This window comes from Pseudoxanthomonas spadix BD-a59 (genome assembly GCF_000233915.3).
GTDB classification, from domain to species: Bacteria; Pseudomonadota; Gammaproteobacteria; order Xanthomonadales; family Xanthomonadaceae; genus Pseudoxanthomonas_A; species Pseudoxanthomonas_A spadix.
Genome location: NC_016147.2, coordinates 3,391,889 through 3,413,968, shown reverse-complemented (window position 1 = coordinate 3,413,968; position 22,080 = coordinate 3,391,889). Strand labels below are relative to the sequence as shown.

Annotated in this window: 16 protein-coding genes, 2 rRNA genes and 1 riboswitch; of the genes, 14 read left to right on the top strand and 4 right to left on the bottom strand. The window is 66.3% G+C overall.

Annotated features, from left to right (window positions below; genetic code table 11):
* The first annotated feature begins 14 nt into the window (after window positions 1-14).
* The 7 genes from DSC_RS15395 (at window position 15) to DSC_RS15365 (ending at window position 9,982) form a co-directional block, all read left to right on the top strand.
* Window positions 15-2,890 (top strand): 23S ribosomal RNA (locus tag DSC_RS15395).
* Window positions 2,891-3,026: 136 nt separating this feature from the next.
* Window positions 3,027-3,141 (top strand): 5S ribosomal RNA (gene rrf, locus DSC_RS15390).
* A gap of 493 nt (window positions 3,142-3,634) precedes the next feature.
* Window positions 3,635-4,528 (top strand): fructose bisphosphate aldolase, encoded by an 894-nt coding sequence (locus DSC_RS15385; protein WP_014162133.1) that lies wholly within the window; start codon window positions 3,635-3,637, stop codon window positions 4,526-4,528.
* A gap of 178 nt (window positions 4,529-4,706) precedes the next feature.
* On the top strand, window positions 4,707-5,333 hold the full coding sequence (locus tag DSC_RS15380; RefSeq protein ID WP_148268160.1) for a nicotinamidase: 627 nt from the start codon (window positions 4,707-4,709) through the stop codon (window positions 5,331-5,333).
* Window positions 5,334-5,471: 138 nt separating this feature from the next.
* Complete coding sequence (locus tag DSC_RS15375; protein WP_014162131.1) at window positions 5,472-7,694, top strand: TonB-dependent receptor; 2,223 nt, start codon at window positions 5,472-5,474, stop codon at window positions 7,692-7,694.
* A 125-nt stretch (window positions 7,695-7,819) separates the two neighbouring features.
* Window positions 7,820-8,827: a TIGR00266 family protein gene (locus DSC_RS15370; protein ID WP_014162130.1), complete on the top strand. Its 1,008-nt coding sequence runs from the start codon at window positions 7,820-7,822 to the stop codon at window positions 8,825-8,827.
* Between the two features lie 144 nt (window positions 8,828-8,971).
* Window positions 8,972-9,982 (top strand): patatin-like phospholipase family protein, encoded by a 1,011-nt coding sequence (locus tag DSC_RS15365; RefSeq protein ID WP_043290789.1) that lies wholly within the window; start codon window positions 8,972-8,974, stop codon window positions 9,980-9,982.
* Window positions 9,983-10,022: 40 nt separating this feature from the next.
* On the opposite strand, the gene DSC_RS15360 is transcribed toward DSC_RS15365, so the two are convergent.
* Genes DSC_RS15360 through ompR form a run of 3 tightly spaced genes read right to left on the bottom strand, consistent with a single transcriptional unit; the run spans window position 10,023 to window position 12,908 of the window.
* Window positions 10,023-10,919, bottom strand: a complete 897-nt coding sequence (locus tag DSC_RS15360; protein WP_043291518.1) for an alpha/beta hydrolase — start codon at window positions 10,917-10,919, stop codon at window positions 10,023-10,025.
* Window positions 10,920-10,938: 19 nt separating this feature from the next.
* Complete coding sequence (locus DSC_RS15355; RefSeq protein ID WP_014162127.1) at window positions 10,939-12,192, bottom strand: ATP-binding protein; 1,254 nt, start codon at window positions 12,190-12,192, stop codon at window positions 10,939-10,941.
* Window positions 12,189-12,908: an osmolarity response regulator transcription factor OmpR gene (gene ompR, locus DSC_RS15350; protein ID WP_014162126.1), complete on the bottom strand. Its 720-nt coding sequence runs from the start codon at window positions 12,906-12,908 to the stop codon at window positions 12,189-12,191. The genes DSC_RS15355 and ompR overlap by 4 nt, the downstream gene beginning before the upstream one ends.
* Window positions 12,909-13,099: 191 nt before the next feature.
* Between ompR and DSC_RS15345 the strand changes: the two genes are divergently transcribed.
* The 7 genes from DSC_RS15345 to DSC_RS15315 all read left to right on the top strand — a co-directional run bounded on the left by DSC_RS15345 (window position 13,100) and on the right by DSC_RS15315 (window position 20,331).
* On the top strand, window positions 13,100-13,723 hold the full coding sequence (locus tag DSC_RS15345; protein WP_014162125.1) for a hypothetical protein: 624 nt from the start codon (window positions 13,100-13,102) through the stop codon (window positions 13,721-13,723).
* A 91-nt stretch (window positions 13,724-13,814) separates the two neighbouring features.
* Window positions 13,815-14,096: an EF-hand domain-containing protein gene (locus tag DSC_RS15340; protein ID WP_238527657.1), complete on the top strand. Its 282-nt coding sequence runs from the start codon at window positions 13,815-13,817 to the stop codon at window positions 14,094-14,096.
* Window positions 14,097-14,211: 115 nt separating this feature from the next.
* Complete coding sequence (locus DSC_RS16960; RefSeq protein ID WP_014162123.1) at window positions 14,212-14,664, top strand: EF-hand domain-containing protein; 453 nt, start codon at window positions 14,212-14,214, stop codon at window positions 14,662-14,664.
* 112 nt (window positions 14,665-14,776) lie between these two features.
* A complete protein-coding gene (locus tag DSC_RS15330) occupies window positions 14,777-15,646 on the top strand; it encodes a sterol desaturase family protein (protein ID WP_014162122.1) in 870 nt (289 codons plus the stop codon).
* A 64-nt stretch (window positions 15,647-15,710) separates the two neighbouring features.
* Window positions 15,711-15,929: riboswitch (cobalamin riboswitch) on the top strand.
* Window positions 15,930-16,195: 266 nt separating this feature from the next.
* Window positions 16,196-18,538: a ribonucleoside-diphosphate reductase subunit alpha gene (locus tag DSC_RS15325; RefSeq protein ID WP_425476629.1), complete on the top strand. Its 2,343-nt coding sequence runs from the start codon at window positions 16,196-16,198 to the stop codon at window positions 18,536-18,538.
* A gap of 178 nt (window positions 18,539-18,716) precedes the next feature.
* Window positions 18,717-19,736 (top strand): ribonucleotide-diphosphate reductase subunit beta, encoded by a 1,020-nt coding sequence (locus tag DSC_RS15320; RefSeq protein WP_043290783.1) that lies wholly within the window; start codon window positions 18,717-18,719, stop codon window positions 19,734-19,736.
* Between the two features lie 190 nt (window positions 19,737-19,926).
* Window positions 19,927-20,331 carry an acyl-CoA thioesterase gene (locus tag DSC_RS15315; RefSeq protein WP_014162119.1) on the top strand — a complete coding sequence of 135 codons (405 nt, stop codon included), beginning with the start codon at window positions 19,927-19,929 and terminating at the stop codon, window positions 20,329-20,331.
* Between the two features lie 168 nt (window positions 20,332-20,499).
* Here the strand turns inward: DSC_RS15315 and DSC_RS15310 are convergent, their stop codons facing one another.
* A complete protein-coding gene (locus tag DSC_RS15310; RefSeq protein ID WP_014162118.1) occupies window positions 20,500-22,023 on the bottom strand; it encodes a cation:proton antiporter in 1,524 nt (507 codons plus the stop codon).
* Window positions 22,024-22,080 lie beyond the last annotated feature (57 nt).

Sequence of the window (22,080 nt, the reverse complement as noted above, 5' to 3'; positions counted from 1 at the left end):
ACTTGGGGTTATATGGTCAAGCGAATAAGCGCACACGGTGGATGCCTAGGCGGTCAGAGGCGATGAAGGACGTGGCAGCCTGCGAAAAGTACGGGGGAGCTGGCAACAAGCATTGATCCCGTAATGTCCGAATGGGGAAACCCACTGCTTCGGCAGTATCCTGCAGTGAATCCATAGCTGCTGGAAGCGAACCCGGGGAACTGAAATATCTAAGTACCCGGAGGAAAAGAAATCAACCGAGATTCCCTGAGTAGTGACGAGCGAACGGGGAACAGCCCTTAAGCTGATATGGCTTTAGAGGAACAGTCTGGAAAGACTGGCCAGAGAAGGTGACAGCCCTGTATTTGAAAGGGCCATATCAGTGAAATCGAGTAGGGCGGGGCACGAGAAACCCTGTCTGAACATGGGGGGACCATCCTCCAAGGCTAAATACTCCTGACCGACCGATAGTGAACCAGTACCGTGAGGGAAAGGCGAAAAGAACCCCGGAGAGGGGAGTGAAATAGATCCTGAAACCGTGTGCGTACAAGCAGTAGGAGCTCCGCAAGGAGTGACTGCGTACCTTTTGTATAATGGGTCAGCGACTTACTGTTCGTGGCAAGCTTAACCGTATAGGGGAGGCGAAGGGAAACCGAGTCTGATAAGGGCGCATAGTCGCGGGCAGTAGACCCGAAACCGGGTGATCTAGTCATGGCCAGGGTGAAGGTGCCGTAACAGGTACTGGAGGCCCGAACCCACGTCTGTTGCAAAAGACGGGGATGAGCTGTGATTAGGAGTGAAAAGCTAATCGAACCCGGAGATAGCTGGTTCTCCTCGAAAGCTATTTAGGTAGCGCCTCATATGTATCCTCTTGGGGGTAGAGCACTGTTATGGCTAGCGGTCCATCGCGGATTAGCAAACCATTGCAAACTCCGAATACCAAGACGGACTGTATGGGAGACACACGGCGGGTGCTAACGTCCGTCGTGAAAAGGGAAACAACCCAGACCCACAGCTAAGGTCCCAAATTCACTGCTGAGTGGAAAACGATGTGGAAAGGCACAGACAGCCAGGAGGTTGGCTTAGAAGCAGCCATCCTTTAAAGAAAGCGTAATAGCTCACTGGTCGAGTCGGTCTGCGCGGAAGATTTAACGGGGCTAAGCAGTGAACCGAAGCTTGGGGTGCATTACGCAAGTAATGCGCGGTAGAGGAGCGTTCCGTAGGCCTGCGAAGGTGGCTTGAGAAGGCTGCTGGAGGTATCGGAAGTGCGAATGCTGACATGAGTAACGATAATGGGGGTGAAAAGCCCCCACGCCGAAAGCCCAAGGTTTCCTTGCGCAACGTTAATCGACGCAGGGTGAGTCGGCCCCTAAGGCGAGGGCGAAAGCCGTAGTCGATGGGAAGCAGGTTAATATTCCTGCACCTCGCGTAAGTGCGATGGAGGGACGGAGAAGGTTAGGCAGGCCAGGCGTTGGTTGTCCTGGTGAGAGAGTTGAGGCGGTTCCCTTTGGCAAATCCGGGGGAGCAACGTTGAGACTAAGGACGAGCCCATGAGGGCGAAGCTGCCGATATCACGCTTCCAGGAAAAGCTCCTAAGCTTCAGCTTACGCAGACCGTACCGTAAACCGACACAGGTGGGTAGGATGAGAATTCTCAGGCGCTTGAGAGAACTCGGGTGAAGGAACTAGGCAAAATAGCACCGTAACTTCGGGAGAAGGTGCGCCTCTTCTGGTGAATAGCTGGGGGAGGCCGAAGTGACCAGGCCGCTGCGACTGTTTATCAAAAACACAGCACTCTGCAAACACGAAAGTGGACGTATAGGGTGTGACGCCTGCCCGGTGCTGGAAGGTTAATTGATGGGGTCACTCTCGGGAAACCGGGGGGAAGCTCTTGATCGAAGCCCCAGTAAACGGCGGCCGTAACTATAACGGTCCTAAGGTAGCGAAATTCCTTGTCGGGTAAGTTCCGACCTGCACGAATGGCGTAACGACAGCGGCGCTGTCTCCACCCGAGACTCAGTGAAATTGAAATCGCTGTGAAGATGCAGCGTTCCCGTGGCAAGACGGAAAGACCCCGTGAACCTTTACTATAGCTTTACATTGAACGTTGAGTTCGTCTGTGTAGGATAGGTGGGAGGCTATGAAACTGTGGCGCTAGCTGCAGCGGAGCCAACCTTGAAATACCACCCTGATGTGCTTGACGTTCTAACCTAGGTCCGTAATCCGGATCGGGGACCATGTATGGTGGGTAGTTTGACTGGGGCGGTCTCCTCCCAAAGAGTAACGGAGGAGCACGAAGGTACGCTCAGCGCGGTCGGACATCGCGCACTGTGTGCAAAGGCATAAGCGTGCTTGACTGCAAGATCGACGGATCAAGCAGGTACGAAAGTAGGTCTTAGTGATCCGGTGGTTCTGTATGGAAGGGCCATCGCTCAACGGATAAAAGGTACTCCGGGGATAACAGGCTGATACCGCCCAAGAGTTCATATCGACGGCGGTGTTTGGCACCTCGATGTCGGCTCATCACATCCTGGGGCTGTAGTCGGTCCCAAGGGTATGGCTGTTCGCCATTTAAAGTGGTACGCGAGCTGGGTTCAGAACGTCGTGAGACAGTTCGGTCCCTATCTGCCATGGGCGTTGGAGATTTGAGAGGGGCTGCTCCTAGTACGAGAGGACCGGAGTGGACGAACCTCTGGTGTTCCGGTTGTCACGCCAGTGGCACTGCCGGGTAGCTATGTTCGGAAGCGATAACCGCTGAAAGCATCTAAGCGGGAAGCGCGCCTCAAGATGAGATCTCCCGGGACACAAGTCCCCTAAAGGAACCATCAAGACCAGGTGGTTGATAGGTCAGGTGTGTAAGTGCAGCAATGCATTGAGCTAACTGATACTAATGATCCGTGTGGCTTGACCATATAACCTCAAGTGGCTTCGGGCCAAACCCGATGACCAGCTTAACCTCGACAGCACGTGTCGATGGCATCAAAACCAACTCACTACGTCACAAGTCCAAACGCGAGCCGGCGCCCTGTGCGCTGCTCCAACTGTCTCCCTGGTGAAATTAGCGCTGTGGTCCCACCCGTTCCCATCCCGAACACGGAAGTGAAACGCAGCTGCGCCGATGGTAGTGTGGCTTAAGCCATGCAAGAGTAGGTCATCGCCAGGGCCTTACCCCAGAACCCCGCAGATCGAAAGATCTGCGGGGTTCTTCTTTGCGGGGGTAAGCCATGCAAGAGTAGGTCATCGCCAGGGCCTTACCCCAGAACCCCGCAGATCGAAAGATCTGCGGGGTTCTTCTTTGCGGGGGAAGAAATCAGGTCCGGATGCAGTCACCCTACCTTTGGGCGACGGTCAGTCGGCCGGCGACACTGCTCCGGGCAATGGCCGCTCGTGCCTGGCGATCAGGCCCGGTCGAAGGCCTGCCAGCAGCGCTGCGCTGCATGGGGAGCTGCATGGGGAAGTGCTGGACCTGGAAGTGGCCGGCATCGCCAGATGATTCGATGGATGCGGGGCGGAGGCTTGCTGCGCGCCTCTTCCGTGGGCATGCCGCATTTACGCCAGTGAAGCGGATCCGAGCTGGTAACGGTTCCACGACTGCCAGCTTCAGGGCGGTTGCGTACACTCGGGGTTCCCCTTTTTCACCACAGGACCAACCGACCGTGTCAATCAATCAGGAGCAGCGCGAGAAGATCGCATCCGGCCAGGGCTTCATTGCAGCGCTCGATCAGAGCGGCGGCAGCACACCCAAGGCGCTCAAGCTGTATGGGGTGGACGAATCGGAGTATTCGAATGAGGCGCAGATGTTTGCCAAGGTCCATCAGATGCGCGAGCGTATCGTCACCAGCCCGGCCTTTACCGGCGCGCGCGTACTTGGCGCGATCCTGTTCGAGCGCACGCTGGACGATACCTTCGCTGGCCAGGAAGCGGCGCATTACCTGTGGAACACCAAGCAGGTCGTGCCGTTCCTGAAGATCGACAAGGGCCTGGAAGAAGAGGCCAACGGGGTGCAGCTGCTCAAGCCGATCCCGGGCCTGGCCGCGTTGCTGGCCAAGGCCAAGGCCAAGGGCGTGTTCGGGACCAAGGAGCGCTCGGTCATCAAGGCCAACAACGCCGCCGGCATCGCCGCGGTGCTGGACCAGCAGTTCGAGCTGGCCCAGCAGGTGCTGGACGCCGGCCTGGTGCCGATCATCGAGCCGGAGGTGGACATCAAGGCCGCCGACAAGGAGGCCATCGAAGCCGAACTGAAGAAAGGGCTGCTGGCGCGTCTGGACAAGCTCGACCCGGCCACGCCGGTGATCCTCAAGCTGACCCTGCCCAGCGTCGATGGGTTCTTCAAGGAGCTGGTCGACCATCCCAGCGTGCTCAAGGTGGTGGCGCTGTCCGGCGGCTACAGCCGCGACGAGGCCAACGCCAGGCTGGCCCGCAACCCCGGCATCATCGCCAGCTTCAGCCGCGCGCTCACCGAAGGGCTCAGCGCCCAGCAAAGCGATGCGCAGTTCAACGCGGCGCTGGATGCGGCGATCGAGTCGATCTACCGCGCTTCGATCGCCTGATGCTCAGCATGGGCATCGCAGCGCGCGATGCCCGGTGTTGCATGGGTGGCTGATGCGCGTGGTGCCGCTGCGCTGCATGCCGGCCATACCGCGCAGGCCTGTGACGATGTTGCGCGCGCAGCGGCCTGCTCCACGCAGCCCCGCCCGATAGGATCAGCGGTTTTCCGCGGAGATGCACATGTCCCGTTTTGCCGATGACACCGCGCTGATCGTGGTCGATTTGCAGCCGGATTTCATGCCTGGCGGGGCGCTGGCGTGTTTCGATGGCGATGCGATCGTGCCCGCCATCGCCCGGCTGCTGGAACGGCGTGACTACGGCACGGTGGTGGCCACCCAGGACTGGCATCCACGTGCGCATGCCTCTTTCGCCGCCCAGCATGCCGGGCGGGCGCCATTCGAGGTGATCGACCTGCACGGTGCGCCGCAGACGCTGTGGCCCGAGCACTGCGTGCAGGGCACGCCAGGCGCGGCGCTGGATGCGCGGGTGGACTGGACACCGGCCGACCTGATCCTGCGCAAGGGCACCGGCGTGCAGGTGGATTCCTACAGCGCCTTCCGCGAGAACCACGGTCCAAACGGTGCGCGGCCGCGCACCGGGTTGGCCGGCTGGCTGCGCGAGCGCGGCATCGCCGAGGTGCATGTGTGCGGCCTGGCGCGCGATGTGTGCGTGCTGTGGACCGCCCAGGACGCGCAGGCCGAAGGCTTCCGGGTGCGGTTCCTGTGGGATCTGACCCGGCCGGTGGCGCCGGATGGCGATGCGCCCACGCGCCAGGCGTTGGCGCAGGCGGGGATCGGGCTGGGCTGACCACGGCGGCGGTGTCGAAGGGGTCAAGTCGACCGGGTAGGGCGTCTTGTATTTGACACATCCCGGGGCGGGGCGTGTATTTTGCGTTAAGAGTGCTGCAGCACAGCACCCCTCCACCCCACGCCCGGAGTCTTCCCCATGCCTGCCAGCAGGTTACGCACCAGCACCCTCGCCATTGCCATCAATGCGGCCTTTGTCGCCGCCGCCCTGGCCCAGCAGGCGCCGTCGGTGGCCCAGCTCGACGCGGTCCAGGTCACCGCCGACCGCCGCAGTGAGGATGCCAAGGACGTGCCGGTCTCGGCCACGGTGCTGCGTCCGGAATACCTGGATGCGCTCTCCACCAGCGCCTCGGACGTGCGCGTGCTGGCCGGCAAGGCGCCCAGCCTGAACGTGGAATCCTCCAACGGACGGGTATTCCCGCGCTTCTATATCCGCGGCTATGGCAACACCGACTTCACCACCTACGCTTCCCAGCCGGTGTCATTGGTGTACGACGACATCGTCTACGAGAATGCCTTCATCAAGGGCTTCCCGATGTTCGACCTGGCCAGCGTGGAAGTGCTGCGCGGCCCGCAGGGCACCCAGTTCGGCCGCAACACGCCCGGCGGCGTGGTCAAGTTCAACTCGGCCAGGCCGGTGCTCGGCGCGAGCGAGGGCTATGCCAGCGTCTCCTACGGCACCCACGCCACCAGCTCGGTGGAAGGCGCGATCAACCTGCCGATCAGCAGCGACTGGGCCGCGCGCCTGTCGCTGCTGCAGCAGCACCGCGACGACTGGGTGACCAGCCAGGCCTCCGGCCAGGAGCTGGAAGGCTACGACGATGCGGCCCTGCGCCTGCAGCTGCTGTTCAAGCCGAGCGATGATTTCGAAGGGCTGTTCAACGCCCACGCACGCAAGCTCAACGGCACCGCACGCCTGTTCCGCGCCAATATCTTCCGGCCGGGCAGCAATCAGCTGGTCGACGGCTTCGACGAGGACAAGGCCTACATCGACGGCCACAATGCCCAGGAGCTGACCACCTATGGCGGCAGTGCCAACCTGACCTTCAGCTCCGGCGACATTACCTTTCATTCGATCACCGGCTACGAAGGCATCTCCGACTACTACAGCCGCGGTGACATCGACGGCGGCTACGGCGCCGGTGCGTTCGTCGACCCGACCCAACCCTATGGCCCGGGGTTCATCCCGTTCTCGGTGGAAACCGCCGGCGGGATCAAGAGCCTGGACCAGTTCACCCAGGAGCTGCGCGCGCAGTCCAACTACGACGGCCCGCTGAACTGGCAGGGCGGCCTGTACTACTTCTACGACGATGTGCAGGGCGAATCCTACGACTACGACACCATCGGCGGCGGCGCGCTGAGCGGCTACGACCTGACCCGGCAGAAGACCAACTCGTGGGCGGCCTTTGCCTCGCTGGACTACCAGGCCACCGAACAGCTGGACCTGCGTGCGGGCATCCGCTACACGCATGACCGCAAGACCTTCGACATCCTGCAGTGGGATCGCGATTCGGCCCCGCCGGTCGGTGGCAAGACCAGCGGCTCGAAGGTGACCGGCGATGTCAGTGCGACCTTCGCCCTGACCGATGCGGTCAACCTGTACGCCCGCGCCGCGCGCGGCTACCGCGGCGCCAGCTTCGGCCCGCCTTCACCCGGGGTGCCGGTGACCGTGGCCAGCCCGGAGACCGTGGATTCCTACGAACTGGGGATCAAGGCCGACCTGTGGGATCGCCGCGGCCGGCTGGCCTTCGACATCTACAGCATGGACATCAAGGACCAGCAGCTGACCGCGGTGGGCGGCACCTCCAACGCGGTGCAGCTGATCAACGCCAAGAAAAGCCAGGCCTATGGCGCCGAACTGGACTTTGAACTGCTGGTCAGCGAGAACCTGCGCTTTGGCTTGAACGGCAGCTACAACGATACCGAGATCAAGGATGCGGGCCTGGCGACTTCCACCTGCTCGCCCTGGGTCTGCACCGTGACCGACCCGCTCGACGAACAGGGCCGGGCCTACATCGACGGCAACCGGCTGCCGCAGGCCGCCAAGTGGATCGGAAACCTCAACGCCCGCTATGGCATCCCGATGGGCGATGGCGCCGAACTGTTCTTCTACACCGACTGGTCCTATCGCAGCGAGGTCAACTTCTTCCTGTACCGGTCCAAGGAATTCGTTGGCCAGCCGCTGTTTGAAGGCGGCCTGAAGATCGGCTACAGCTGGGAAGCGGGCAAGTACGAGGCCTCGGTGTTCTGCCGCAACTGCACCGACCAGATCCGTGCCACCGGTGCGATCGACTTCGACAACCTGACCGGCTTCATCAACGACCCGCGCATCATCGGGGCCCAGTTCCGCGCGAGCTTCTGATCGGGTGTTGCCGCTGCCGGCCGGTCACGGCAGCGGCAACAAGACCAGCGTGACCTTGGGCACGGGCGCGATGTTCATGGCCGCACGCTAGACTCGGCGCATCTTCCACAACAGGTGATGTGGTCATGAGCCAGTGGTATTTCCTCACCGGCGCCGAGCAGATCCGCTCGGGCCCTTTCGATGACGCGGCCGCGCAGGATTTCGCCGCCCGCAACCCGGGCGCGCTGGCCTGGCGCGAGGGTCTGCCCGGCTGGCAGCCGGCGGCCTCGCTGGCCGAGCTGGGCGGTCGCCCTGGGCCGTCGCAGATGCCGCCGCCGCCGGGTGCGGGCCGGCGCGCCGATGACATCGAGTTTCGCATCGTCGGCCACGACATGCAGTTCGTCGAAGTGGAGCTGGATCCGGGCGAAAGCGCGGTGGCCGAAGCCGGATCGCTGATGTTCAAGGACGCCTCGGTGCAGATGGACACCGTGTTCGGCGATGGCCGCACCAGCGGCACCGGCGGTGGCTTCATGGACAAGCTGCTGGCCGCGGGCAAGCGCGTGGTCACCGGCGAAAGCCTGTTCACCACCGTTTACACGCACGTCGGCCAGGGCAAGGCCAAGGTCGCCTTCGCCGCGCCCTATCCGGGCACGGTGATCGCGCTGAAGTTGTCCGAGCACGGCGGGCGCCTGCTCTGCCAGAAGGACAGCTTCCTGGCCGGCGCGCGCGGGGTGCAGCTGGGCATCGCCTTCCAGCGCAAGATCATGACCGGCCTGTTCGGCGGCGAAGGTTTCATCATGCAGAAGCTCGAAGGCGACGGCTGGGTGTTCGTGCATGCCGGCGGCACCGTGGTCGAGCGCGAGCTGGCCGCCGGTGAGCGCATCGACGTCGATACCGGCTGCGTGGTCGCCTACCACGGCGGCGTGGACATGGACATCCGCCGGGTGGCCGGCATCAAGAGCATGTTCTTCGGTGGCGAAGGGGTGTTCCTGGCCACCCTGACCGGCCCGGGCAAGGTCTGGCTGCAGTCGCTGCCGTTCTCGCGCATGGCCGGGCGCATGCTGCAGGCCGCGCCGCAGAACGGTGGTGCGCGCGGGGAAGGCTCGGTGCTGGGCGGGCTGGGTCGGATCCTGGATGGGGACAACAGTTTTTGAAGCAACTCCGGATCGCCAGGGCGATGGGCCGCCATCGTGCCGCGATGGCCGGCCTCGCCGTCCGAACCACGGCGCCGGGTTGGGTGCCGTTTTCCCGATTCACTGGCTAAGCTGCGTCTTTTGGTCCTGCCTCGTCCCAGCCCCATGCCCGCTCCACGTTTGACCTGCCTGCTGCTGAGCGCTTGCGCGACCTTGCTGGCCGCCTGTGGCGGCAAGCCAGTCAAGACGCCGCCGCCGACCGCGGTGGTGCCGCCGCCGGCGGTGACGACCAGGCCGGTGGTGGTCGGCGTCGCCCTGGGCGGCGGGGCGGCCAAGGGCTTTGCCCATATCGGCGTGATCAAGATGCTGGAGGCCAACGGGATCAAGCCCGATGTGGTCGCCGGCACCAGTGCCGGCAGCGTGGTCGGCGCGCTCTATGCCAGCGGCATGGACGTGTTCCAGATGCAGCGCAAGGCCGTGGCGCTGGATGAATCCTCGATCCGCGACGTGCGCCTGTTTTCCGGCGGCCTGGTCCAGGGCCGGGCGCTGCAGGACTACGTCAATGCGCAGGTGGGCAACGTGCCGATCCAGAAACTGAAGAAACCCTTCGTCGCCGTCGCCACGCGTCTGGAAGACGGGCAGCGCACCCTGTTCAACAAGGGCGACACCGGCCAGGCCGTGCGCGCCTCGGCCAGTGTGCCGGGCGTGTTCGAACCGGTGGCCATCGGCAAGTGGCATTACGTCGACGGCGGCGTGGTCAGCCCGGTGCCGGTGGATGCGGCCCGGCAGCTGGGCGCGGATCTGGTCATCGCCGTGGACATCTCCAGCAAGGCCAGCGGCACCACGCCCAGCGGCATGCTGGGGATCGTCAACCAGTCGATCACGATCATGGGCCAGCGCGCCGGCCAGCAGGAACTGGCGCGCGCCGAGGTGGTGGTGCGGCCCAAGGTCAACGACATCGGGCCGGTTGATTTCACCCAGCGCCATGCCGCGATCCTGGAAGGCGAGAAGGCCGCGCTGGCGGCAATGCCGCAGATCAAGGCGCGCCTGGCCCAGCTGCAGCACGAACGCGCCGCGGCGGCGGCCGCGGCAGCCAGGCCGAAGGCCGCGCCGTGCGTGGAGCCCACCCGGCTGCAGCGCCTGACTTTTCGCGGCCAGCCCTGCCCCGGCCCGTGAGCCCGGCGGCGGAGATCGCCGCACGCATGCTCCTGCGCGTTCAGCGCACCGCCTCGGCAATGAAACGATCCACTGCGCTGGTGTAGTCCGAAGGCGCGCCCAGTTCGCGGTTGATCTGCATGTGCGAGAGATCTTCGGGCAGGACCTGCACCGGCACGTGCAAATCCCGGGCGCGCTCGGCCAGGCCACGCGCCTGCGCGCAGCTGTCCTGCCGTTGCGACGAGCACACCAGCAGCATCGGCAGCGACGCCGGCGAGAGCGCGTGCCAGGGCGACACTGCGACCCATGCCGTGGGGTCCTCGCCGAACGCGCGGTCGTACAGCGGCAGGTGCCGCGCCTGCATGACCTGCTCGACGTTCATCGCCGCGCTGTCCAGGGCCACCACCGCGCGCGGGCGCCGGGCACCGGCCTCGGTCAATGCGCTTGGTCGCGCGCCCAGCAACGCCACCAGGTGCGCGCCGGCCGAATGGCCCATCAGCACGGTGCGCGCCGGATCACCGCCCCATTCGTTGCCGTGGCGCTGCAGGTGCGCGATCGCGGCGGCCACATCGCGCGCCTGCAGCGCCGGATCGGCGTCGGGCAGCATGCGGTAGTTGATCGAGACCAGCACGTAGCCGCGCGGCAACCAGTACGCGGCCTTGGGCGTGGCCAGGCCGGGATTGTCCTTGTCCCCGTAGCGCCAGCCACCGCCGTGGACGATCGCGATGATCGGCAGGCCGCGTGCGTTGGCCGGTGCGTACACGTCGTAGCGCTGCGCCGGGTCGGTGCCGTAAGCGACATCGCGCAGCACCCGCGCGCCGGCGGGCAGCGACTGGATCTGCGCGGCATCGGCCTGGTGCGGGCCGAGCAGGGGGCGCAGGCGCTCGCCGCGCGATTGCGCGCACGCCAGCAGCGGAAGGCACAGCAGCAGGGCACTGCAGGCAAGACGGACACCCATGGCGAAAGTCTCGTTCAGTTCACGCGCCACGCAGGCGCAGGACCGCACGCAGGCCGTGCGGCGTGTTGTGCAGCAGCTGCAGCGCACCCCCATGCTGGCGCGCGACCCGCGCGACGATGGCCAGGCCCAGGCCGCTGCCGCCGGCAGCCGGGTCATGCACGAACGCACGCAGCGCGCGCTGCGCCTGTTCTTCGGTCATGCCCGCGCCCTGGTCACAGACCGTGATCTGCCAGGCATCGCCGGTGGCCTCCAGGCGCAGCGAAAACGGCGCCGCACCGTGCCGCTGCGCGTTCACCACCAGGTTCTCCACTGCACGCCGCAGTGCGATCGGCCGGCCGCGCAGCGGCGCGGTGTCCGGGCACTGCACGTCCCAGTGGCCGGGTGCGGCATCGAGCACGGCCCGGCAGACTTCGGCCAGGTCCAGCGGCTCGACCGCCTCGTCACGGCCATCGCGCGCATAGGCGATGAACTGGGACAGGATCGCGTCGATCTCGGCGATGTCGCGGCTGATGCCGGCGCGCAGTTCCGGATCGGTGTCGGGCAGCAGTTCGGCGGCGAACTGCACGCGCGTGAGCGGCGTGCGCAGGTCGTGCGAGATGCCGGCCAGCATCAGCGCGCGCTCGTCGGCGGCGCTGCGCACCTCGGCGCTGGCCTGTTCCAGCGCATGGGCCAGTTCGCGCACCTCGCGCGGGCCGCCGATGTCGCCCAGCGGCGGCGCATCGCCCTGGACCAGGCCGGGCGCGGCGTGGGCCAGCGTGCGCAATGGCGTGACCAGCCGGCGCGCCAGAGACGCCGCCCCCAGCCAGGTCAGGCCCACGCAGCCCAGCAGCAGGGCCACCGAGAACCGGCGCCCGCCGCGCAGCGGCTTGGCGGCGAAGGCCACCCACACCTGCGGCTGGGTGCGCAGCTGCATCCACAGCCGGTCGCCGCCGGCGTCACGCGCCAGCAGGAGCGCGCGCTGCGGCCCGAGCTGCTGGGCGCGGTCGCGCAACGCCCGCAGGAATGGCGCCAACCGCGGCGTCCGGGCGATCGGCGGGGTCTGGCGCACGTCCAGCCCAGCCTGGTGCAGGTAACGCAGGGTCTGGGCGTGCGAGCCGGTGCGATCCAGTGCCTCGGCGATGCTGGCAAAGCCCAGCATCGCCCGGGCCAGCTGTTCGGCGGCCGGCCGGGTGGCCAGTTCGCGGCCCAGCACCACCGCCAGCGCACCGGCGCCGGCCAGCACCAGTGCGATCACCAGCACCAGCTGGGAGAACATGCTGCGCGTGCGGCTCATGCGCGGCCCTCCGGCGGCACGAACACATAGCCCACCCCCCACACGGTCTGCACGATCGCCGGGTTGCGCGGATCGTCCTCCAGCAGCTTGCGCAGGCGCGCGATGGTCACATCCATGCTGCGCTCGAACGCCTCGTGCCCGCGCCCGCGCGCCAGGCTCATCAACCGGTCGCGCGAGAGCGGCTGGCGCGGATGGCGCACCAGCACCGCCAGCACCGCGAATTCGCCCGAGGTCAGCTTCACCGGCACGCCTGCGCGGGTCAGCTGGCGGGTACCCAGGTCCAGCGTCCAGGGACCGAAGTTGACCGTGCCGCCCTCGGCCTGCGGCGCGCCTGGCATGGCCTGGGTGCGGCGCAGGACCGAGCGGATCCGGGCCAGCAGCTCGCGCGGATTGACCGGCTTGGGCAGGTAGTCGTCGGCGCCGATTTCCAGGCCGACGATGCGGTCGATCTCGTCACCCTTGGCGGTGAGCATCACCACCGGCGTGCTGTCGCCCTGGCCGCGCAGGCGCCGGCACAGTTCCAGCCCGCTCTCGCCGGGCAGCATCAGGTCCAGCACGATCAGGTCGAAGTGGCCCCGATCCAGCGCCTGGCGCATCTGTGCACCGTCGCCCACGCCCTTGACCGTGAAGCCCTGGCCTTCCAGGTAGCGCAGCAGCAGCTCGCGCAGGCGCAGGTCGTCGTCGACCAGCAGAAGGCTGGCGGTGGTCTGGTTCATGCGGGGCAATATCGCGTCCCGCGCAGGCCGCGTAAATGCCCGGCCGGTGGACTTTGTAAGCAGATGTTTCGCAGGGCGGCTACAGCAACATCCGCTGGCAGAGCCGAAACACCTGTGCCGCTGCGGCGGCCTAACGTGGCTGCACCGCGACGCTGCCTGCGCCGCGCCCCTTCCAAACTCAGGAGTTCGCCATGCACCTTCAGAAGTTCAACGTCCTGGTGGCCGCGCTGGTCATGACCACGGGCTTGGCCGCGAGCATTGATGATGCCGATGCGCGCCAGCGTACTCGCGCCCGTTCGGTCAGCAATATCGATGGTGCGCGTCAGGCCCATACCAGTGCCTCCGGCAGCGGGGTCCACGGCAGCTATGCCCGTGCCCGCACCCTCAGCACCGATGGCCAGGGCAACGGCAGCATCACCCGCTCCGGCAGCGCCACTGGCGCCAACGGCGGCGATGCCAGCTATCAGGCGCAAGCCTACCGCAATGCCGATGGCAGCGCCGGACGCAGCACCAGCGCCTACGTCGACTCTGCCAACGGTGGCAGTGCCAGCCGCAGCGCCACCTCCAGCCGCGACGGCACGGGCAACGCCAGCCGTTCGGCAAGCGCCTCGGCCCAGGGGGCCAACGGCGGCAGCGTCAGCACCGAAGGCGGGTTTACCAAGAATGCCGACGGCACTTACTCGGGCGGGCGCGACACCACGGCGACCGGACCGCAGGGCAACACCTATAGCGGCTCAACCGACTACAGCAACGGCCAGGTGAGTCATACCAGCACCTGCACCAATGCCGCCGGCGAAGTGATCGCCTGCCGCTGATGTTCCGTCCTGGTGCCGTCGCGGGGCGTCACCCCCCGGTCCGCCGTCGCGACGGCACCGCCTCTCCATCCCGCCCTCCCGGATGAATTCCATGAAACCTTTGCCGTTGGGTCTTCGCATTCTCGTCTTCATGCTCACGGCCACCGGCGCCGTTGCCGCTGCCGCCCAGGCGCAGATGCCCAGTGGGCAACAGCTGGCCGAACGCCTGGCGCAGGCCGACGCCAATGGCGATGGTTTCCTGGACCGTGCCGAGGTGGCGGACATGCCGCGCCTCAAGCGCGGTTTCGACAAGCTCGACACCGACCGTGACGGCCGCCTGTCCAGGGCCGAGCTGCAGGTGGTCGGGCAGAAACTCAGGCAGCGCCAATCCTAGCCTCAGGATTGCATCGTCATCCGTCCGCTCGGCCGCCGCACCGCCGGCTGGGTTGTGGCAGCGGTGGTCGACGATCACACCTTTTCTCCCACCCGGATCCGAACCAGGTATCGACATGAAACTTCCACATGAAATCCGCCTGCTGCCGCTGCTGCTGGTGTTCCTTGCCCCGGCCGCCTTCGCCCAGATGACCCTGCCCGAACCGACCCAAGCCCAGAAGCAGGCGCTGCAGCAGCGCTGGGCCAAGGCCGATACCAACCAGGACGGTTACATCGATCGTGCCGAGGCCGATGCGTTGAATCCCATTTCCAAGAATTTCGACGTACTGGATGCAGACCGTGACGGCAGGCTGTCCCAGGCCGAAATGAGGAATTCGGTGCTGGACCGTTTGCGCGCTGCCGACACCAACCAGGATGGCGACATCGACCGCGCCGAGGCCGATGCCAGCCTGCCGCGCGTGGCCAGGGCCTTCGATCGCCTGGACCTCAACGCCGACGGCAAGCTGTCGGTGGAGGAAGTGCAGCAGGTTGCTTCGCGCTTTGCCGGCCGGCGCCAGGGTCAGCGCTGAGCGGCCACGGGTGGGTTCATGCGTGTTCCCGCCCGTTCCGCCTCGCGCCGACGGCTCCCCGCCGGTCCCCGCTGCCAACGGCAGCCATTGAAGGCGCCGTGGAATCCGCCCCATGCATGATCTGCTCCCTTACCGCTGGCTACTGATCATTCCGCTGCTCCTGCCGTTGCTGGCGGCGGCCGAAGGGTGGCTGCGCCTGCGTCGCGGGCAGGCCTACGACTGGAAGGCCTACTGGGCCTCGCTGGCCGATGCGCTGGTGCGCGGGGTGGTCAACCGCGTGCTGCAGGGCGGCCTGGTCGGCCTGGCCCTGTATGCCGTGGCGCAGTGGCGCATCACCACCCTGCACATGGACACGTGGTGGCAGTGGCTCGGGCTGCTGCTCGGCGTGGAGTTCTGCTACTACTGGATGCACCGGGCCGACCATCGCATCCGCTGGTTCTGGCTGAACCACGCGGTGCACCATTCCCCCAACCAGTACACGCTGGCCTCGGCCTACCGGCTGGGCTGGACCGGACAGATCACCGCTGCGGCGGTGTGCTTTGCGCCGCTGGTGTGGCTGGGCTTTCCGGTGCCGGTGGTGATCGGCGCGCTGGCGCTCAACCTGATCTACCAGTTCTGGCTGCATACCGAGCTGATCGGCACGCTGCCGCGCTGGTTCGAATGGGCCTTCAACACCCCGGCCCACCATCGCGTGCACCACGCCAGCAATCCGCAGTACCTGGACTGCAACTACGGCGGGGTGCTGATCGTGTTCGACCGGCTGTTCGGCACATTTGGCCAGGTCCAGCCCGGGGTGCCGATCCGCTACGGCCTGGTCGAACCGATCCGCAGCTACAACCCGGTACGCATTGCGCTGCACGGCTGGATCGGGTTGTTCGCCGACCTGCGCCGGACCCGGTCGCTGAAGGAGGTGTGGCAGACCTTGTCCGGCCCACCTGGCGGCAAGCCGAGCCACGGCCAGGCGCCACGTTCCAGGCGGTAAAACCCGCCGCCGCTGGGGGTAAGAGCCGCACACCACATTTAGCGTTGACGGAGCCCTTCGGCCACACTATCTTGTGGCTGTCGGTTCTGCGGACTTGCTCGTCGCGGATCAAAAGGGAAGTCGGTGCGGCCGTCGAGGCCAATTCCGACGCTGCCCCGCAGCGGTAACTGGGAACGAATCCGCCACATCAGCACTGGGCCAGCGCCCGGGAAGCGGCGGAGGAGGAGAAGGTCTGGCCTTCATGCCCATGAGTCCGAAGACCTGCCGACAGCCGCGCGCACGCACATCGCGCGGTCCTGGCCGCGGCGTCTTCCGAGGGGAAGATGGCGGATGAAGCGAAGGCCGCCGCCGGCCCGTCCGGGCGTCGCGGTCCTTGCGACGCCGCCGTCCCACACTCCAACGCCAACGCCGTCCTTCGCCTTGCTCGGGACAGGCGCGGGGCGTGCATCATGCATGGAGAACCGACTCGTGACCCAGACCGATTCCGCCGTGGCGCCGCGCCCGGCCGACGCACAATTCCTGCTGACCCCACCGCCCACCGCCACCGTGATGCGCGTGAAAAAGCGCAACGGCGGCAGCGAGGCGGTGGACCTGAACAAGATCGTGCGTGCCGTCCAGCGCTGCGCCGATGGCCTGCACGCGGTCGATCCGATGCGCGTGGCCACCCGCACCATCTCCGGCCTGTATGACGGGGCCAGCACCCAGGAACTGGACGAACTGTCGATCCGCACCGCCGCCTTGCTGATCGGCGAGGAGCCCGAATACGGCCGCCTGGCCGCGCGCCTGCTGGCCAACTGCATCGCCAAGGAAGTGGCCGGCCAGCAGATCCACGCCTTCTCGCAGTCGATCAGCCGCGGCCACGAAGTCGGCCTGATCAACGCGCGCCTGCTGGAGTTCGTGCAGGCTAACGCGCGCAAGCTCAACGATGCGATCGACCTCAACCTGGACCGGGAGTTCGAGTACTTCGGCCTGCGCACGCTGTACGACCGCTACCTGCTGCGCCATCCGCACACCCGCAAGGTGATCGAGACCCCGCAGCAGTTCTTCCTGCGCATCGCCAGCGCATTGAGCGAAGAGGTGCCCGAAGCGCTGGCGCTGTACCAGCGCATGGCCCGGCTGGATTACCTGCCGTCCTCGCCGACCCTGTTCAACGCCGGCACCACCCACGAGCAGCTCTCCAGCTGTTTTTTGCTGGATTCGCCGCAGGACTCGCTGGAGTCCATCTACGCCAGGTACGGCGATATCGCCCAGCTGTCCAAGTTCTCCGGCGGCATCGGCGTCAGCTACAGCCGCGTGCGCGCCCGCGGCTCGCTGATCAGCTCGACCAACGGCCATTCCAACGGCATCGTGCCGTGGCTGAAGACCCTGGATTCGTCGGTGGCCGCGGTCAACCAGGGTGGCAAGCGCAAGGGCGCGGCCTGCGTGTACCTGGAAACCTGGCACGCCGACCTGGAAGACTTCCTGGAGCTGCGCGACAACGCCGGTGACGACGCCCGCCGCACCCACAACCTCAACCTGGCCAACTGGGTGCCGGACCTGTTCATGCAGCGCGTGGAAGCCGATGCGCCGTGGTCGCTGTTCGATCCCAAGACCACCCCGGAACTGCCCGACCTGTACGGCGAGGCCTTCGAGCACGCCTACCTGCAGGCCGAAGCCCAGGGCAAGGCCACCAAGACCATCGCCGCGCGCAAGCTCTACGCCCGGATGATGCGCACCCTGGCCGAGACCGGCAACGGCTGGATGACCTTCAAGGACAAGTGCAACCTGGCCAGCAACCAGACCCTGCGCGCCGGCAACGTGATCCACCTGTCCAACCTGTGCACCGAGATCCTGGAGGTCACCTCCAGCGACGAGACCGCGGTGTGCAACCTGGGCTCGATCAACCTGGGCCGTCATTTCGACGACCACGGCGATTTCGATTTCGACAAGCTGGCCCAGACCGTGCGCCTGGCCGTGCACCAGCTGGACCGGGTGATCGACCTGAACTTCTACCCGATTCAAACCGCGCGTCGCGGCAACCTGCGCTGGCGTCCGGTCGGCCTGGGCTGCATGGGCCTGCAGGACGTGTTCTTCAAGAAGCGCCTGGCCTTCGACAGCGCGCAGGCCCGCGCGCTGTCGAACAAGATCGCCGAGACCATCTACTTCCACGCGCTGGAAACCTCGTGCGAACTGGCCCAGCAACGCGGCAGGCATCCGTCCTTCGCCGACACCCGCGCGGCCAGTGGCGCGTTGCAGTTCGATGCCTGGAATGTGACCCCGGAAGACACCGCGCGCTGGGACGCCCTGCGTGCGCGCATCCGCCAGCACGGCCTGCGCAACTCGCTGCTGATCGCCATCGCCCCGACCGCGACCATCGCCTCGATCGCCGGCTGCTACGAGTGCGTGGAGCCGCAGCTGTCCAACCTGTTCAAGCGCGAGACCCTGTCGGGCGACTTCCTGCAGGTCAACCGCTACCTGGTGGACGAGCTGAAGAAGCTCGGCCTGTGGACTGCGCAGATGCGCGATGCGATCAAGCTGGCCGAAGGCTCGATCCAGGGCATCGCCCAGATTCCCCAGACGCTGCGCCAGATCTACCGCACCGCCTGGGAAATCCCGATGCGCTCGCTGATCGACATGGCCGCCGGCCGCGGCGCCTTCATCGACCAGTCCGCCTCGCTCAACCTGTTCATGGAGAGCCCGAACATCGGCGCGCTGTCCTCCATGTACATGTACGCGTGGAAGCAGGGCCTCAAGACCACCTACTACCTGCGCTCGCGCCCGGCCACCCGCATCGCCAAGGCCACCCTCAGCCACGACGCCAGCCAAGCGCCCGCTCCGAAGCCGGCGTTCACCCCGGACGAGGCGGTGAGCTGCTCGCTGGAAAATCCGGAAGGCTGCGAGGCCTGCCAGTAATGCTTCAAGCCCCTCTCCCGTCGGGAGAGGGGTTGGGGTGAGGGTGCGGCGGAGTCAATGAGGGCTCCGGCATCATCGCCTTCGCCCTTACCTCAGCCGCAGGGATGCGGCTTCGATATCCGCCCTTCGGGCACCTTCTCCCGACGGGAGAAGGAAAGAAATCACAAGCGAGAAACCCATGTCCGCCCACCCCCGTCAGATGCTGCTCGATCCCGGTTTTGAACTGACCCTGCGCCCGATGCGCTATCCGCAGTTCTATGACATGTACCGCGATGCCATCAGGAACAGCTGGACGGTGGAGGAGATCAACTTCCAGATCGACATCGCCGACCTGCACGACAAGATGACCCCGGCCGATCGCCACCTGATCCACCGGCTGGTCGCCTTCTTCGCCACCGGCGATTCGATCGTGTCCAACAACCTGGTGCTGAACCTCTACCAGCATCTCAACGCGCCCGAAGCGCGCATGTACCTGTCGCGCCAGCTCTACGAGGAAGCGCTGCACGTGCAGTTCTACCTGACCCTGCTGGACAACTACCTGCCCGAACCGGGCGAGCGGAGCAAGGCCTTCGCCGCGGTGGACAACATCGCCTCGATCAGGAACAAGGCCGGGTTCTGCTTCAAGTGGATGGACAGCCTGCAGGACCTGGGCCGCCTGGAGACGCGCGCGCACCGACGCCAGTTCCTGCTCAACCAGATCTGCTTTGCCACGTGCATCGAAGGGCTGTTCTTCTTCGCAGCCTTTGCCTACGTGTACTACTTCCGTTCGCGCGGGCTGCTGCCGGGCCTGGCCTCGGGCACCAACTGGGTGTTCCGCGACGAGAGCTGCCACATGGCCTTTGCGTTCGAGTCGGTGCGCGTGGTCCGCGAGGAGGAGCCGGACCTGTTCGACGAGCAGATGCAGCAACAGGTCCAGGCGATGCTCGAAGAGGCGATCGAATGCGAGCTGCAGTTCGCCGAGGACGTGCTGTCCGGCGGCGTGGCCGGCATCTCCAGCCGCGACATGCGCCAGTACCTGCAGCACTGCGCCGACAACCACTTCGCCCGGCTGGGCATGGAGCGCAAGTACAACGTGCGCAACCCGCTGCCCTTCATGGAGCTGCAGGACGTCCAGGAGCTGACCAACTTCTTCGAGCGCCGGGTCTCGTCCTACCAGGTGGGCGTGCAGGGTGAAGTGGGCTTCGACCACGCGTTCTGAGCGGTGTCCTGCGCGCTGGATCGGCGCTGCCGAAGCCGACGGGGCGGAAATGGAAGCGCCGCCCAGCGCGGCCAATGTCCCGAAGGCTTGGCAACCGTGCACGCATTCCTGCGATGCGCGGCCATGCCCTACACCGGCGACAATGGACCTCTGCGCGCGCTGCGCAGGGTCCAACTCAGGAGTTGCCGCGATGTCCGAAGTCCCTGCCGGTGAAGTGCGTCCGCTCCAGGCCCGCCTGCTGCACATGGTCTTTCCCGACCACACCAACCATCTGGGCACGCTGTTCGGGGGCCAGGCGCTGGCGTGGATGGACATGGCCGCCTTCATCGTTGCCTCGCGCTATGCGCGCACCACCGTGGTCACCGCGCGCTCGGAGCAGGTCGATTTCCGCCAACCGATCCGCAAGGGCGACCTGGTCGAGGTGGTCGCCAGCATCGTCAAGGTCGGCCGCAGCTCGATGAATGTCGATGTGGAAGTGATCACCGAGGACCTGCTGTCCGGCGAGCGCAAGCTATGCACGCGCGGGCGCTTCGTGATGATCGCCCTGGATCCCCTGGGTCGTCCGACCGCCGTGCCGGCGTTGCCGAAACTCTGAGCACGGTGCCTGGGCTGCCGAGCGGGGTCAGGTCCCATCGGCGCGTGGCCGCACCAAATCCCTGCCGCGCCGCGTCTTGCCCGGCCGGGTCTTCGCGTGGTTCTGACCGAAGCGCAGTGGAGCAGGCGTGCATTCCCCCGCCGATGACACACGCCTGTATCGCGGGGCTCATACTTCCTCGATCCTGCGCGCCTCCGGCTCGGACAGGCTCAGCTCGCGCAGATCCAGTTCCTCCTGCAGGATCCGGAAGGCGTCCTCGGGCAGCTCGCCGCGGGCGTGCAGTGCGTTGAGCTGGCGGCGTTCGGCCTGGACCAGGCGGCGCTTGGCTTCGACTTCGCCCGGGGCCGGTTTTGCGTGATACCAGTCGCGCACCCGGCGCAGGGCCTCGGGATTGGTGTCGCTGGCGGCCAGCCGCTCCAGCTCCTCGCGCCCGGCCGCCTCGAGGCGCTCGCGGGTCTGGTCGATGGCGCGCGTGGTGGTGGTGTCGGCGGGAATCTTCAGCCAGCGGATCAGCGCGTCCAGGGTGGCACCCTGCAGCACCACGGTGCCCAGCACCACGGCCAGCGCGCACAGCACGATCAGGTCGCGCCCCGGGAAATCACCCGGCAGCGACAGTGCCGTGGCCAGGGTCAGCACCCCGCGCATGCCCGACCAGGACACCACCAGCCGCACCCGGGTCTGGCCGTGCACCTGCGGCTCGTGGCCGGGCAGCAGCGCGCGCAGCAGCAGCGGATAGAGCATCACCCACAGCACCCGCACCAGCACCACCGCGCCCAGCACTGCCGCGGCAAAGCCCAGCGCGTGCCAGCGTTCGGCGCCCTGCAGGCCGGTCACGACCTCGCGCGCCTGCAGGCCGATCAGCAGGAAGGCGATCACGTTGAGCACGAACACCGCCGCATCCCAGATCGAGAACGAATGCACCCGGCCGCGTACGTGCTGGCGATGTGGCGCCGAGCGCGCCAGCAGCATCGCGTAGGTCACCACGGCCAGCACCGGCGACACATGCAGGCGCTCGCCCGCCGTCCACACCAGGAAAGTGCCGGCGAATTCGAAGATCGTCGCGCTCTGGCTGCCCGACCACATTGCTCCGATCCTGGAATAGCCCCAGCCCACCGCCGCGCCCAGCAGCACCCCGCCGGGTACCTCCAGCAGCAGCCCGGCCACTGACTGCCAGGGATGGTCGGTGCCCTGGACCATGGCCACCGCGCCGCCAAACAACACCAGGGCGATGGCATCGTTGAACAGGCTTTCGCCCTGCAGGGTCACCAGCGTGCGCCGCGGCAGGCCCAGCCGGCCCAGCACCGCGTGGGCGGCGGCCGCGTCCGGCGGCGCCACCACCGCACCCAGCGCGATCGCCGCGGCCAGCGGCAGGCCGGCCATCGACACGCCCAGCCAGGCCACCGCCGCAGTGGTCAGCAGCACCGCGAACACCGCCAGCGCCAGCAATGGCGGCCAGTTGTGCCGGAGCTCGTGGGGCGAAGTCTCGAACGCGGCCGACAGCAGCGCCGGGGCGATGAACAGGGTCATGGCCAGCTTCGGGTCGATCCCGACCTGCGGCACCCACGGCATCGCTGCCGCCGCCGTGCCGGCCACCGCCACCAGGCTGGGGTAGGGTAGACCGGTGCGGCGCGCCAGCTGCGAGAGCAGCGCGGCCACCAGCAGCAGCACGACCAGGGTCTGGAACAGGGCCATGCGTGGCTTTTTCCGATGAAAACCGGGCCGGCAAACGTAGCCGGCCCGTGTTCATTG

What these genes read in the sequence shown, in the direction of transcription:
- DSC_RS15355 (WP_014162127.1), bottom strand. Translation starts at nt 12,192, where the DNA reads ATGAGCCGCACGCGCAGCATGTTCTCCCAGCTGGTGCTGGTGATCGCA.
- DSC_RS15360 (WP_043291518.1), bottom strand. Translation starts at nt 10,919, where the DNA reads ATGGGTGTCCGTCTTGCCTGCAGTGCCCTGCTGCTGTGCCTTCCGCTG.
- DSC_RS15325 (WP_425476629.1), top strand. Translation starts at nt 16,196, where the DNA reads ATGCGCGTGAAAAAGCGCAACGGCGGCAGCGAGGCGGTGGACCTGAAC.
- DSC_RS15320 (WP_043290783.1), top strand. Translation starts at nt 18,717, where the DNA reads ATGTCCGCCCACCCCCGTCAGATGCTGCTCGATCCCGGTTTTGAACTG.
- DSC_RS15310 (WP_014162118.1), bottom strand. Translation starts at nt 22,023, where the DNA reads ATGGCCCTGTTCCAGACCCTGGTCGTGCTGCTGCTGGTGGCCGCGCTG.
- DSC_RS15340 (WP_238527657.1), top strand. Translation starts at nt 13,815, where the DNA reads ATGAAACCTTTGCCGTTGGGTCTTCGCATTCTCGTCTTCATGCTCACG.
- DSC_RS15375 (WP_014162131.1), top strand. Translation starts at nt 5,472, where the DNA reads ATGCCTGCCAGCAGGTTACGCACCAGCACCCTCGCCATTGCCATCAAT.
- ompR (WP_014162126.1), bottom strand. Translation starts at nt 12,908, where the DNA reads ATGAACCAGACCACCGCCAGCCTTCTGCTGGTCGACGACGACCTGCGC.
- DSC_RS16960 (WP_014162123.1), top strand. Translation starts at nt 14,212, where the DNA reads ATGAAACTTCCACATGAAATCCGCCTGCTGCCGCTGCTGCTGGTGTTC.
- DSC_RS15345 (WP_014162125.1), top strand. Translation starts at nt 13,100, where the DNA reads ATGCACCTTCAGAAGTTCAACGTCCTGGTGGCCGCGCTGGTCATGACC.
- DSC_RS15315 (WP_014162119.1), top strand. Translation starts at nt 19,927, where the DNA reads ATGTCCGAAGTCCCTGCCGGTGAAGTGCGTCCGCTCCAGGCCCGCCTG.
- DSC_RS15365 (WP_043290789.1), top strand. Translation starts at nt 8,972, where the DNA reads ATGCCCGCTCCACGTTTGACCTGCCTGCTGCTGAGCGCTTGCGCGACC.
- DSC_RS15380 (WP_148268160.1), top strand. Translation starts at nt 4,707, where the DNA reads ATGTCCCGTTTTGCCGATGACACCGCGCTGATCGTGGTCGATTTGCAG.
- DSC_RS15330 (WP_014162122.1), top strand. Translation starts at nt 14,777, where the DNA reads ATGCATGATCTGCTCCCTTACCGCTGGCTACTGATCATTCCGCTGCTC.
- DSC_RS15370 (WP_014162130.1), top strand. Translation starts at nt 7,820, where the DNA reads ATGAGCCAGTGGTATTTCCTCACCGGCGCCGAGCAGATCCGCTCGGGC.